The organism is Buttiauxella sp. B2 (assembly GCF_006376615.1).
Lineage (GTDB): Bacteria > Pseudomonadota > Gammaproteobacteria > Enterobacterales > Enterobacteriaceae > Buttiauxella.
On sequence record NZ_VEXQ01000001.1, the window covers coordinates 250,456 to 263,474 of the forward strand.

10 protein-coding genes are annotated in these 13,019 nt (G+C 48.0%); 3 read left to right on the plus strand and 7 right to left on the minus strand.

Annotated features, from left to right (window positions below; all coding sequences use genetic code 11):
• The 4 genes from FH968_RS01365 to FH968_RS01380 all read right to left on the minus strand — a co-directional run bounded on the left by FH968_RS01365 (window position 1) and on the right by FH968_RS01380 (window position 5,172).
• Window positions 1-1,203, minus strand: coding sequence for a cytochrome c (locus FH968_RS01365; RefSeq protein ID WP_139876594.1), 1,203 nt, complete (start codon window positions 1,201-1,203; stop codon window positions 1-3).
• Between the two features lie 6 nt (window positions 1,204-1,209).
• Window positions 1,210-3,102 (minus strand): NAD(P)/FAD-dependent oxidoreductase, encoded by a 1,893-nt coding sequence (locus tag FH968_RS01370; RefSeq protein ID WP_139876595.1) that lies wholly within the window; start codon window positions 3,100-3,102, stop codon window positions 1,210-1,212.
• 156 nt (window positions 3,103-3,258) lie between these two features.
• The gene (locus tag FH968_RS01375; RefSeq protein ID WP_139876596.1) at window positions 3,259-3,735 is read right to left on the minus strand and encodes an ester cyclase; all 477 of its coding nucleotides are present in this window, start codon (window positions 3,733-3,735) and stop codon (window positions 3,259-3,261) included.
• A gap of 9 nt (window positions 3,736-3,744) precedes the next feature.
• Window positions 3,745-5,172 carry a gamma-aminobutyraldehyde dehydrogenase gene (locus FH968_RS01380; protein WP_139876597.1) on the minus strand — a complete coding sequence of 476 codons (1,428 nt, stop codon included), beginning with the start codon at window positions 5,170-5,172 and terminating at the stop codon, window positions 3,745-3,747.
• Between the two features lie 266 nt (window positions 5,173-5,438).
• On the opposite strand from FH968_RS01380, the gene FH968_RS01385 reads away from it, so the two are divergent.
• Complete coding sequence (locus FH968_RS01385; RefSeq protein ID WP_139876598.1) at window positions 5,439-6,164, plus strand: FadR/GntR family transcriptional regulator; 726 nt, start codon at window positions 5,439-5,441, stop codon at window positions 6,162-6,164.
• A 14-nt stretch (window positions 6,165-6,178) separates the two neighbouring features.
• On the plus strand, window positions 6,179-6,871 hold the full coding sequence (locus tag FH968_RS01390; protein ID WP_139876599.1) for a cache domain-containing protein: 693 nt from the start codon (window positions 6,179-6,181) through the stop codon (window positions 6,869-6,871).
• Window positions 6,872-6,965: 94 nt separating this feature from the next.
• Here FH968_RS01390 and FH968_RS01395 read toward each other — a convergent pair whose 3' ends face one another.
• The 3 genes from FH968_RS01395 to puuE all read right to left on the minus strand — a co-directional run bounded on the left by FH968_RS01395 (window position 6,966) and on the right by puuE (window position 11,410).
• Window positions 6,966-8,447 carry an APC family permease gene (locus tag FH968_RS01395; protein WP_139876600.1) on the minus strand — a complete coding sequence of 494 codons (1,482 nt, stop codon included), beginning with the start codon at window positions 8,445-8,447 and terminating at the stop codon, window positions 6,966-6,968.
• Window positions 8,448-8,684: 237 nt separating this feature from the next.
• Window positions 8,685-10,133 (minus strand): NAD-dependent succinate-semialdehyde dehydrogenase, encoded by a 1,449-nt coding sequence (locus tag FH968_RS01400; protein WP_139877223.1) that lies wholly within the window; start codon window positions 10,131-10,133, stop codon window positions 8,685-8,687.
• 11 nt (window positions 10,134-10,144) lie between these two features.
• Window positions 10,145-11,410, minus strand: a complete 1,266-nt coding sequence (gene puuE, locus FH968_RS01405) for a 4-aminobutyrate transaminase (RefSeq protein WP_139876601.1) — start codon at window positions 11,408-11,410, stop codon at window positions 10,145-10,147.
• 109 nt (window positions 11,411-11,519) lie between these two features.
• On the opposite strand from puuE, the gene FH968_RS01410 reads away from it, so the two are divergent.
• The gene (locus tag FH968_RS01410) at window positions 11,520-13,016 is read left to right on the plus strand and encodes a PLP-dependent aminotransferase family protein (RefSeq protein WP_139876602.1); all 1,497 of its coding nucleotides are present in this window, start codon (window positions 11,520-11,522) and stop codon (window positions 13,014-13,016) included.
• Window positions 13,017-13,019 lie beyond the last annotated feature (3 nt).

Below are 13,019 nucleotides of genomic sequence, written 5' to 3' on the forward strand. Positions count from 1 at the left end.
TTATTTTGCTGCATCTTCCATATTGGCAACGTCGTCTTTTTTTACCTGTGGCGCGCCATTCCCCCAGGTTCCACGGACGTAATTCACCACATTAGTCATTTCATCGGCTGACATAATCTCTTTATACGCTGGCATTTTGAAGGAAATATTGCCCTGCGTTTGCGGGGTTTCAGCCCCCTGATTAATCACTGAAATCAGCGAGGAAGGATCTTTGGCGGTTACCACTGAATTGTTCGCTAATGAAGGTACGGTAAAATCTTTTCCTTTGCCGTCATCGCCATGGCAGGTTGAACAATACATCGAATAGAGAATTTTCCCGTCAGTGGGCGAATAAACGATTGAACCGTCGGTGGCAACTGGCGTTGGGTTCCTATGGTTAAAATTCAGCAGATAATACGAAATAGCGTCCAGATCACTGTCGGTCAAATATTGGGTGCTTTGGGTAACAACTTCGCTCATTGGCCCGGATATCGCGCTGTGCTGGCTCCTACCCATACGCAGCAAATCCTTTAATTCTTCTGACGGCATGGTGATATCTCTCAGAGATGGCGCATACCAACCATCAATCATCGCACCGCTGAGATACACATCGCTGGACGCGTCATAGCCTTTTTCCTGCATCGTCACGCCTCTTGGCGTATGGCAGGCACCGCAATGTCCTGGCCCTTCAACCAGATAAGCCCCACGGCTTAGCAATATCGCGTTCTTATCATCGGGCTGAATGGCTTTCGTTTCTGGCTGTGTTTTATCGACGTATAACCAGTTCCAGACATGTAGCGGCCATCGAGCAGACAGCAGCCAGGGAATGTCATTGTCTTTGTTTTTCACATCGGAAGGCGGCACCTCCTTCATGAAATAATCATAAAGAGAGTGAATGTCTGCATCGGTCATTTTTGCATAGGAAGGGTACGGCATGGCGGGATACAGAGCATGTCCATCTTTCGCGATACCCTGCCTTACTGCTTTTTCAAAATCTTCATAACTGTAATTACCGATGCCAGCTGTTTTATCTGGGGTAATGTTGGTGGCATAAATATCCCCAACCGGTGTGGAAAATTTTTTCCCACCCGCCATGGGTTGTCCGCCCTGCGCCGTGTGGCAAGCCACACAGTCCGAGGCCCTTGCCATATATTCACCAACGGAAGTCGCTGCTGCATTACCCACGTAAATTAAGCACCCGAGAGCTATTATTATCTGTTTCATTTCAAGTTATCCCATCGCCTTGAGCTCTTTGACCGCTCGCCACGCCTGGTCAATCGCAGTATGCGCATAGGCGTCCCAGTCTGAATCAGAATTAGCAATCGCTATGCGTCCAATAGGCTTACGCGCTCGCTCAATAATTTCCGGTATTTTGTCCATATCATCGAACAACGCGCTGGCATAATACGCATAGCCATGTGCCCAACGGTTGACGGTGATAGCCGTGATATCGCGTTCGTGGTCAAACCCAGCTTGCCCCAGCATTTCCTGAAGTTGCGAACGGATCATTTGTTCATGGGTATCAAAAGTGGTGCCCAGTAAATACGCTCGCCCCTGACGGAACTGCTCACGGGCACTCAGTTTGCTCCCCGGATACGTTGGGACATAAACCATATGCAGGCACATGGGTTCATCCGGATTTTGTGGATGCTGATAGCTCCCAAGACTAACCGGATAATCGAGCTTAACGCGGCTATAAGGAGCGGCTGGTGAATAGAATTCGTGAATACCCAGTTGAGTAAATGCGTGCCAGTTTTTCACCACCACATTGGTATAAACCAGCGGAGCTTTAACGTTTAAACGCAGGTCAGCTTTTTGTTCCTCCGGCGTTTCAGGCACAAGATATGGGATCATCATGTTGTAACCCGCCATGATCGCATTTCGGCCTTTCACACGATGCGCTTTACCGTCGTTAACGTAGGTCACTACCACGCCATCATCGGTATTTGCCGCATTGATGACAATACTGTTGAGGCGAATACGGGTGGCATTTTCTTTGCGGTCAAGCGTCCGATAGTTAAGTTTTGAAGTGATAGAGTCTTCCATCGTATTTCCAGGCAACGATTCAGGCACCAGATGGCGGACTATCAGGCGAGCCAGACCGGCGTTACCATCCGGAAAATGGTAAACATAAGGTTCTTCAAGGTCAGCGAGGGCTTCTTCATCAAGCGGAGGTAATTTCATTGCCTCAAGCCCTGGCAACGCACAAGTTCGGGCATCACTACAGCTCACACCTTCGATACCGATGGCAAAAAAGTCATTGGTACGCTGCTGGAAATACATAATGGCCATTTTGCTCAGCCCCACTTTTTCCACCAGAAAATCCCGGTAGCTGTGAGTGTCCATCCACGCAGTTTTTTCGTCCACTGACATGCCTTCCAGGTAGTCCACTGGGTTCACGTACAAATCCAGAATCGCTTTGCGGTCGGTTTCGCTTAACGGGAAGTCGTTAATAAAGGCTTCAAGGCTGCGGCCATTGAGTTTATTCGGTGGAATATCATCGGCAACCGCGCGCCCAGGATCGCCGCCAACAATTTTTGTTTCGCCGAAATTCTTTTTGTCGAAGAAAACACCGCGGCTTAATTTTAAATCCGGATAGAAATTGACATCAAACCCTTGTTTCATGCGCGCGACGCTGACGCCCACAGTGGACATCAGCCCATTCACAACGGGGCTAAAGTTTCGCGTTGGCGACTGAAATGCTTCGCTGCCGCCGTATCCAATAACTTTTTTACCCCCTGCGTTAAATTCATTGCGTTTAGCGTGGCCGCCAAAATCATCGTGATTATCAAGCACCAGCACTTTGCTGTCTTTGCCTGCGACGTCGCGCCAGAAACTGGCCGCAGCTAATCCGCTAAGCCCACCGCCGACAATAACCAGATCGTATTCTTCTTCGACAGGAAGATGGTCGGTGCTAAATTTTTCATGATCACGGCCAATAGCGTGTGCCATCTCGAAAGAGCCGGGATGGTTACCGCGCAGCCCAGTCAATTGGGGTGGATAGTAGTCCTCCCCTATAACCGCACTGGCTTTACCGGCAGCATTGGCAAGGTCGAGAGGTGTCAGCCCTGCGGCAATAGTAATAGCAACACCGTTGAGAAAATCACGTCGGGTAATGGACATAAATATCCTAAATAATTCGAGCTATGGGTAGGCGGCCAGGGAGCTTATCCCCAGGAGCTTACTTTAGTAAGTGACTGGGGTAAGTGAGTGCAGCCAACACCCCCATAACTTGAAGTATGACGGGTATAAAACCTTACTTGTCAGCCGCTAATACCGTTATTTTGCCTGGGCTTTTAGCTCTTCATCGAGCTTCTTAGAGTCATAATAGTCGCCCTGCCAGGTAATTTTCCCTTTATTGACGGTGATATAACTGACACCTTCAAATTTTATCGGGTTATTTGTTGCCGGACTTCCGCCCCATTCACCGCTATTTTTCCCGGTGAATTCCCAACGAAATGCGATGGTATCGTGGTCGTATACCGGCTTGCTGGTCATTTTCCAATTCAGATCAGGTACGGCTTTAATAAAGGCACCAATAACCTCTTTTTCCGCATTGCCTTTTCCTTTTACGGGTGTGCCATTTGCCGCATCGTAATAAACCACATCGTTAGCTAAATATTGCGCGGCTTTTGCAGAATCATGCGCATTCCAGGCAGACATATAATCTTTAACCACGGTTAATGGTGAAACATCAGCCAGTGCCAGATTTGAAAATAACGCAAAAGATAAGACAGCGACCTTCATTGCTTTCATTTGATTACCTTATTCAGAGATATCGCACATGATGTGCTTCACACGCGTGTATTCATCCAGTGAGTAGGATGACAAATCTTTGCCGTAACCTGATTTTTTGAAGCCGCCGTGTGGCATTTCGGCGCACAGTGGAATGTGGTTGTTAATCCAGACCGTACCGAAATCAAGGCGAATGCTAAACCGCTGGGCGCGGCCGTGATTGCTGGTCCAGACACTGGCGGCAAGCCCATATTCCACATCGTTTGCTTTATCAAGCGCTTCGGCTTCTGAGGAGAATTTCTGCACGGTCATCACCGGGCCAAAGACTTCATGCTGAATGGCCTCATCATGTTGCTCAAGCCCTGAAATAATGGTCGGTTCAAAGTAAAAACCTGGGCCTGCACCTGGTTTACCGCCAGTTTCAATTTTAGCGTGTGCCGGGAGGCGGCTAATAAAACCTTTAACTTGCTCAAGCTGATTACGGCTATTGAGCGCACCGTACAACGCGTCTTTATCATCCGGCGTACCGAATTTGATTTCACGGGTTTTGTTAATCAGCTTTTCAAGGAATGACTCGTAGATAGAATCTTCTATCAGGATGCGTGTAGCGGAGGTGCAATCTTGCCCGGCGTTGAAGAAACCGGCCGTAGTGATGGTATCAACAGCCTTAGAAATATCCGCATCGGCAAAGACAATAACTGGCGCTTTGCCGCCTAATTCAAGGTGTGCTTTCGTTAAATTTGCCGCAGCGCAAGCCGCAACCTGAAGCCCTGCACGAACCGAACCCGTTATGGATACCAGCGAAGCTTCAGGGCTGGAAACCACCAGCGAGCCGGTTTCGGCTTTACCCAACAGCACATTAAACGCGCCCTGTGGGAAAATGGGTGCCGCGAGTTCTGCCAGAATCAACGTGCTGATTGGTGTGGTATCACTCGGCTTGAGCACTACCGTATTCCCCGCGGCCAGTGCGGGTGCAATTTTCCACACGGCCATCATGAAGGGGTAATTCCACGGTGTAACCTGACCGACAATGCCGAGAGGTTCGCGGCGGATGGTGGATGTCAGCCCGGCTGAGTATTCATACGATGCTTTACCTTCCAGACAACGTGCGGCACCGGCAAAGAAACGAAGTGCGTCGCAAGACGCCGCGATCTCTTCCTTTTCAATAAAATGGCGCAACTGCCCTGTTTCCTGGCTTTGCGCCTGGGCCAACCTGTCGATATTGCGTTCGATTTCATCTGCCAGTTTTAACAAAGCGAGCTGTCTTTGCGCTGGCGTAGAATGTTTCCAGACAGAAAAAGCGCTTTTAGCTGCACTATAAGCCTGGTCGACTTCAGCACGACCCGCACTCGGAGACAGCGCATAAGTTTCGCCATTGACCGGGCTTACCAGTTCAAAGAGATTTTCTTCAGAACCTGACACGTACTGCCCATTGATAAAATGCTTAAGTACTTTCATTCTGCTCTCCACTGGTTTAAACATATATTATATTATGTAATATGTTTAACGACGGTTAATTTCAATAACATTATGCTAACAATATGATATACATCCCATTTCGAAGTGATTATTTGCGGTGCAATGTCGCCGCGGAAAACACGCTGTGTAGACGGTTCAGCCGAATGAAGCACAGTGACACGAACACTTAAGGCTTCCTTCATTAACAAGGGGTTGTATGCTATGTTCAGTCGTTCAGATTAAGGATTGCTTCATCAAGGAAAACTATGATTACTCATGCGGTGATATTCGCGCCTATCGGTCAGGCTAGCCGTTCCGATCAAATTGTTCAGCGACTCTCGAATGCCATTATTACCGGGCTACTTGAAGCGAATGAGCAGTTACCTAATGAAGCCGACCTTGCAAAAATGATGGGTGTTTCGCACATCACCATCAGGGAAGCGCTGAATACCCTTCGCGCCAATAATTTAATACACACCGTGCGCGGACGTAATGGCGGCAGTTTTGTCTGTGAGCAAGTATGGGAATTCAGTAATACCCTTAATCCATTTAAGACATTAAGTACCGATTATTTGTCCGACCTGGGTGAAATGCATTGCGCTATTATTAGCCACAGCGCAAGACTTGCTTCACGAAGAATGACCAATGCGGATATTACCCGCTTGCGTGAATTCGTTGAGGTGCTTAATTCAGCCTGTTCGCCGGAAGCAAGAACTCAAGCGGATATGCGTTGTTTGTTAGCGCTGGCAGCGTGTTCCCAGTCAGCTCGTCTCGCGAACCAGGAACTGATTTTACAGTCCGAATGGTCGTCACTGGTTGCTATTCTCTTTCGTTCGGAAAATATACACCGCGAGATTGTTAATCTGTACACCACATTAATTGACGCACTGGTCTCACACAACGAATCGGAGTCAGTTAACACGGCCAAAAGTTTAATCGACACATTTACTTTCTATCTGATAGAAAATAAATTGAAGTACAATGCAAAATAACAATAGGCATAAATATGCTATTAACAACATCACTCCGTACCCTAAGCGAAAAAATTGATAGCATCATTAACTCCACCATTGACTCCACCGGAATGTTGGCAAGGGATATTGAATCTTCTCTGGCTGAAATTAAGGATGTTAATCTGGAACATCTTCTTGAACCCGCCGTCAAAAAAACGATTCAGGACAACATTAAAGCCACATTGAACAGCAATGTGTATTGTTCAGGTGCGGGTTTCGCCAGCCATATAGAAAGCAGCGCCAGCAATAAAGAATTCTGGCTACTTGAATGGTGGTATAAAAAAGCCGACGGTGTAAAGCAAGTGAATCTTGATTTAGACCAGGCAACACAACAACGCCTTGATTTCAGAACCTTTGAATGGTTCAAACAAGCACCCGACGTGGGTAATGCCTTTATTCATGGGCCTTATGTCGATTATATCTGCAACACATCTTATACCCTCACCTCAGCGGTCCCCGTCTATTTCAATGAACAGTTTTTAGGGGTTGCTGCAATAGATATTCTGGTAAGCCGTGTTGAGGATGAATTATTGCCCTACGCAGCAAATGATAAAGTCATTCTTACCAATAAAGATGCGAGAATTGTTTTTTCTACCCATCCGAGATTTCGGGTCGGTGATTTGCTTGATACTAAAATAGCTACTCTCGTTTACGAAAATGATTACTTCAACCTTTATCAATCCTGATAATTTGAGCAGTAGTGGATTAGCGAAAGCGAATCCACCACTGCATCGACTTCGTCTGTCAGAGTAGCTTTAGCGACATCCGACATTTTTTTCCCTAGCTATTTTGTTGAGCAGCCAGCTTTTGCGCATACTCGATGGCATCATTTTCAGGTGCGTTAGAGCGGCCAAACGGTTTAGTAATCAACATATAAAGCAACCCAGAACCGATAACAATCGCCAGACCCACCAGCACTGTCCAGCGATCAGCAAAGCTCGCACCTTCTGCCGGCTGTGCCAGTAACCAAATACCGCACAGACCGTAAGCCAGCGCCAGAATGTTCACGATGAAACCCCATGAACCCACGGTCCATTCACCTGCTGGTTTCCAGCCTTTCAAACGCTGGCGCAATGCTGCCAGTACCACCATCTGGAAGGAAATATAGATTCCGATAACCGCAAAAGCCGTGATACGTGCCAGACTATCCGGTTGGAAATATACCCAGACACAAATGATCACTGGCAGTAAACAGCTCACCATCATGGCATTATCAGGCACGCTATTTTTCGATATTTTGGACATCCAGTCACTGCCCGGCAACATATTGTCACGGGAGAAGGAAAATATCAGACGGCTCAGTGCAGCTTGTAGTGAGAGAATACAAGACAGCATGGCAATAACTGCAACAACGATGAAAACTGTAGCTCCCGTTTCGCCCAACGCCTGGTTCAGAATCATCGGGATTGGGTCAGCAATTTTACCGTTGACGATATTCATCAAATCCGGTGAAGACAACAGATAACCCATAATCGAAATTACGGCAGAGATTGCACCGAATACGATGCTTAATATCATGGCTACGGGAATTTTCTTACCTGGATTTTTAACTTCTTCCGCCACATTACCGCAGGCCTCAAAGCCAAAGAACATAAATAAGCCCATCAGCGATGCAGACATAAATGCTGTGGTGTAATTCCCGTCTTTCGCAAGCACCCCCATCGAGTCAAAAACGACAGAGAAAGGCTGTGAACGATGGAATATTAACAGGTAGATACCCAATGCAATCACGCTGACTATTTCACACCAGAAGCCAATTTTCGCAACGCGCGCCAGGTTTTTTGTACCTGACATATTCACGCCCATCATGATTAACAACAGCACGACAGATGTTGTCATCATATTCCCCGCGCTCGTTGCGTAGTGGAACAAGGATGCGACGAACGTAGAGGTGTATTCCGCGATAGAAGTGATGGTGACGACTAAAGCCCAAAGATAAATCCAGGCGGCTATCCAGGCATATTTCTTTCCCCACAATCTTCTTGCCCAAGGGTATAAGCCCCCGGTAATCGGATATTGTGACGCGACTTCACCGAATACCAACGCCACCAGCAGCTGGCCACAGGCAACGATCAGTATCCACCAAATTGCCGGTGGCCCCGCAAGCGTTACCGCCAGTGCAAAGAGTGAATAAACGGCAGTCAGGGGTGAAAGGTATGTAAATCCCAGCGCGAAGTTAGACATCAGCCCTATCGAGCGATTGAATTGCTCACCTTTAACTGGCTGATGTTGATGGTGTTCTTTGTCTATCGTCTGTTCCATATCTTTTCTCTTTATGTGGCATAAGGGCAGGCAGTGTTTGTATTTTATAAAACATAATATGTTATATGTATATGCTTAATGTCACATAATTGTTAAAGACACTCACAAGTGATTAACGTAGTGCAGTGAGCGCAGAAGTGCCCTCTTTTGGTGCTTCACGATTGAATGAATCGAGGGAATAAATGCAAAAAAAACCGGCGACAAGAACTGTCGCCGGTTGACTTATGTGGACGGGTATTACAATGCAACGCAGACGTACTTCATCTCCAGATACTCATCTATCCCGAAGCGGGAGCCTTCACGGCCCAGACCGGATTGTTTGATGCCGCCAAATGGAGCGACTTCATTGGAAATCAGCCCAGTATTTACACCTACCATGCCGTATTCCAGCGCCTCTGGAATTTGCCATTGCCGTTTTGCATCTCTGGTGAAGATATAGGCGGCGAGACCAAACTCGGTATCATTGGCGAAATTAACGACCTGGTCATCGGTATCAAATTTAAATAATGCCGCGACTGGCCCAAACGTTTCTTCTCTGGCAAAACGCATCTCTTGAGTCACATTTGCAACGACCGTAGGCGCGAAGTAATTCCCACCTATTGAATGCTTGTGCCCGCCAGTTAATAACGTGGCTCCCTTCGACAGCGCATCACTAATATGAAGCTCAACCTTTTCAATTGCCTTTGCATTAATCAACGGCCCCTGAGTCACCCCGTCGTCCATTCCATTTCCGACTTTCAAGGCCTCGACCGCCTTCACCAGTTCTTCACAAAGTTTCTGATAAATGCCGCTCTGAACGTAAACCCGGTTAGCGCAAACGCATGTCTGTCCGCTGTTACGGAATTTGGAGGCCATAATACCTTTTACGGCCAGCTCAAGACTGGCGTCATCAAAGACAATTACAGGCGCGTTCCCCCCCAGTTCAAGCGACAGTTTCTTGATAGTCGGTGCGCACTGTGCCATGAGTAAACGCCCGGTTTGAGTTGAACCCGTAAAACTGAGTTTTCGCACAGCAGGATTGCGGCAAAGTTCCCCGCCAATTTCTTTGGCATCACCCGTGATAACCTGCAATATGCCTTTGGGTAAACCAGCCATTTCGGCAAGCTTAGCCAATGCCAGCGCGGTCAGTGGTGTTTGCTCAGCGGGTTTGACGATAATCGCACAGCCTGCTGCCAGAGCGGGTGCGACCTTACGGGTTATCATCGCCGCGGGAAAATTCCACGGTGTAATTGCCGCACAGACACCAACCGGTTGTTTGGTGACAATAAATCGCTGGTCAGGATTGGTGGGTTGCAGCAACACGCCATCCACCCTTTTTGCCTCTTCCGCAAACCAGGTAATAAACGATGCGGCATAGGTAACTTCACCTCGAGCCTCCGCAAGCGGTTTGCCCCCTTCAAGGGTAATCAACCGAGCAAGATCTTCGCTGTTGTCATTAATCAAGCTAACCCAGCGATGCAAGATTTTGGCACGGTTTGCCGCAGTCTGCTTTTTCCACTCTTTTTGCGCAATTTCAGCAGCAATAATGGTGCGCTGGGTTTCCGCCTGCCCCATCAAAGGGACGACGGCGATGTCCTCCCCAGTCGCCGCATTCAGTACCGACATTTTTTTACCCGAAAGGGCGTTGCTCCACTCGCCATCGATCAGACAGGTCTCGAGCAACAGTTCAGGGTTGTTCATGTTCATCATCTGGGTTCTCACATTTGTGTCGCGTTTTTGATGATATCCAGAGCTTTGTCGAACTGAGCGTCAGGGATAGTGAGCGGATAGAGGAAACGAATCACGTTACCATTCTGGCCGCAGGTCAGCAGCAGCAAGCCTTGCTCCAAAGCACGTTTCTGAACCTGCTGCGCGACAGCCGCAGAAGGCTCACCCGTTGATGTGTCGTAAAACTCGGCGGCAACCATTGAACCCAACCCACGAATTTCTACCAATGCAGGGCACGTTGCGGTGATTTCACGCAACCGCGAAGTCAGGCGCTCACCCAGAGTTTGCGCTCGCAAGCACAGTTTTTCGTCTTCAATAACATCCAGCACAGCGTGTGCGGAAGCTACGGCTAATGGGTTTCCGGCATAGGTTCCACCCAATCCGCCCGGCGCGGGTGCATCCATTATTTCTGCTTTACCAACTACACCAGACAATGGCATACCGCCCGCCAGGCTTTTCGCCATCGTCATCAGGTCAGGCTGATGGGTGTAATGATTCATCGCGAACATTTTGCCCGTACGAGCAAAACCACTTTGCACTTCATCGGCAATCATCACGATGCCATGAGTGTTACAAATCTGGCGAATAGCCGCGACAAACTCAGGGGGGGCCACATTAAAACCGCCCTCGCCCTGTACAGGTTCAAAAATGATTGCCGCAACTTGAGTCGCTTCGATATCGGACTTAAACAAACGCTCAATTGCTTTTACGGCGTCATCGGTCGAAATACCGCTGAGTTCGGACGGATATGGCGCATGGAAAACGGAGCCCGGGAATGGCCCAAAACCAATTTTATAAGGAGCCACTTTGCCGGTTAGGGCCATGGTCATATATGTGCGGCCATGGAACCCACCGCTAAAGGCAATCACGCCAGGGCGACCAGTATGAGCGCGGGCGATTTTCACCGCATTCTCAACGGCTTCTGCTCCGGTGGTGAAAAATGCCGTTTTCTTTGGCCCAACGATTGGTGCGGCGGCATTAATTTTTTCCGCCAGCGACACGTAACTTTCGTAAGGAACAATTTGATAAGCGGTATGAGTAAAGGCGTTCAGTTGCTGTTCGATGGCCTGCACCAGACGTGGGTGGCGGTGGCCCGTATTCAGCACGGCAATTCCGGCGGCAAAATCGATATATTGCTTCCCTTCAACATCAGTAATGGTGCTGTTTTCAGCCGATTGGGCAAAAAAATTACACATTACACCGACTCCACGAGGAGTAGCTTCCAGACGACGTTGATGGAGTTCGTTATTACTCATTTTTTATCCCTCATACGAAAAACAAATTTACTGGTTGATAGTCAGGATTCATTTAGACAGTATCTGGTACCTTAATCGAGAGCCAAATCGTTTTAATAATAGGATCCAAATGCGTTCACTTGCCGTAGATGTGATCAAGCAGGCATTTAGCCAAACGCCTGAAGAGAAGCTTCATAAGAAACTTTATGTTGCGATATGCAATTGTATTCTTGAGGGAAGTTTGCGTCCTGCCGCGCGCTTGCCGCCTTCCCGAGATTTGGCAACTGAGCTTACGCTGTCACGCAATACGGTACTGCGAGTCTACGAACAGTTGCAGGCCGAAGGATATATCTCGACGCGCACCAGTAGCGGCACCTTTGTCACCGAGAGTGTTCTGGATAACCTCAACACGCTGGTCGCCAGAACTGAACACACTTCTCAGCCCGAAGACCGTTCAAGTCTCTCTGACCGCTGCCTCGAACTTTTAGAAAATGCCAGTGCCAGCCCTGCTCAATGGGGGGATTTTATTCCCGGTGTGCCCGACGTAAACAGTTTCCCTCACCAGGCGTTTACAAAAATCTACGACCGCATTGCCAGACGTCCTGCTCCTGAATATCTGACTTACGATGCCGATGGTGGGCTGGAAGTTTTAAAATCCGCATTGTCAGATTATTTGCGCACCGCTCGCGGCGTAAAATGTTCAACCGACCAGATATTAATTACCGAAGGGATCCACCAGGCACTGGATTTAGTCACCCGCACGTTATGCAATCCTGGTGACCATGCCTGGATTGAAGAACCTGGTTATTGGGGGATTAAAAATATACTGCGCATGAACGCCGTGCATATTTCAGCCCTTACAGTTGATGACCAGGGACTGGTACCCCACACATCACCAGAAGAAAAACCAAAGTTAATTTTCGTTACTCCATCACACCAATATCCGCTGGGTTCAGTGATGAGTCTCCCTCGCCGCCAATTATTGCTATCGCAGGCACGGGAATTTCAAAGCTGGATTATTGAGGATGATTACGATAGCGAATTTCGTTTTTCCGGCCAGCCTATTCCTTCGCTACAAGGCCTGGAAGAAGACAGCCCAGTTATCTATATCGGTACATTCAGTAAAACGCTCTATCCCGCGCTGCGTCTGGGTTACGTTGTGTTACCCCCTCCTTTAGCCGCGCCGCTTAAAAAGGTCCATAACGAACTCTATCGCAGTGGGCACCAGGTTATTCAAGCTGCCTTAGCTGAATTCATCAAAGAAGGTTATTACGCCGCGCATATTCGCAAAATGCGCCAACTTTATAACAAACGCCGCAGCCAATTGGTTGAACTGATTAAACAGCATTTAGGTGAAGAATATCTCGGTTATTACAATAGCAATGCTGGACTACACCTAATTATTCAACTGCCATCGGAAGCAGACGATATCAGTATTTCCAAACAGGCCAATTCTGAAGGGATTTTGGTCAGGCCGTTGTCGCGTTATTACCTTAATGACCAGAAGTTGAAAGGATTATTAGTTGGGTTCGCCAGTATCAAAGACCATGATATGGTTCCTTCTTTTATGCGACTGGCGGGCATCATCAAACAAAAGCGCAATAGCGGGAATGATAACAGCCCATAGTCA

Excerpts from the sequence above, each read along its gene's own strand:
- FH968_RS01365 (WP_139876594.1), bottom strand. The coding sequence starts at position 1,203 with ATGAAACAGATAATAATAGCTCTCGGGTGCTTAATTTACGTGGGTAAT.
- FH968_RS01370 (WP_139876595.1), bottom strand. The coding sequence starts at position 3,102 with ATGTCCATTACCCGACGTGATTTTCTCAACGGTGTTGCTATTACTATT.
- FH968_RS01375 (WP_139876596.1), bottom strand. The coding sequence starts at position 3,735 with ATGAAAGCAATGAAGGTCGCTGTCTTATCTTTTGCGTTATTTTCAAAT.
- FH968_RS01380 (WP_139876597.1), bottom strand. The coding sequence starts at position 5,172 with ATGAAAGTACTTAAGCATTTTATCAATGGGCAGTACGTGTCAGGTTCT.
- FH968_RS01385 (WP_139876598.1), top strand. The coding sequence starts at position 5,439 with ATGATTACTCATGCGGTGATATTCGCGCCTATCGGTCAGGCTAGCCGT.
- FH968_RS01390 (WP_139876599.1), top strand. The coding sequence starts at position 6,179 with ATGCTATTAACAACATCACTCCGTACCCTAAGCGAAAAAATTGATAGC.
- FH968_RS01395 (WP_139876600.1), bottom strand. The coding sequence starts at position 8,447 with ATGGAACAGACGATAGACAAAGAACACCATCAACATCAGCCAGTTAAA.
- FH968_RS01400 (WP_139877223.1), bottom strand. The coding sequence starts at position 10,133 with ATGAACATGAACAACCCTGAACTGTTGCTCGAGACCTGTCTGATCGAT.
- puuE (WP_139876601.1), bottom strand. The coding sequence starts at position 11,410 with ATGAGTAATAACGAACTCCATCAACGTCGTCTGGAAGCTACTCCTCGT.
- FH968_RS01410 (WP_139876602.1), top strand. The coding sequence starts at position 11,520 with ATGCGTTCACTTGCCGTAGATGTGATCAAGCAGGCATTTAGCCAAACG.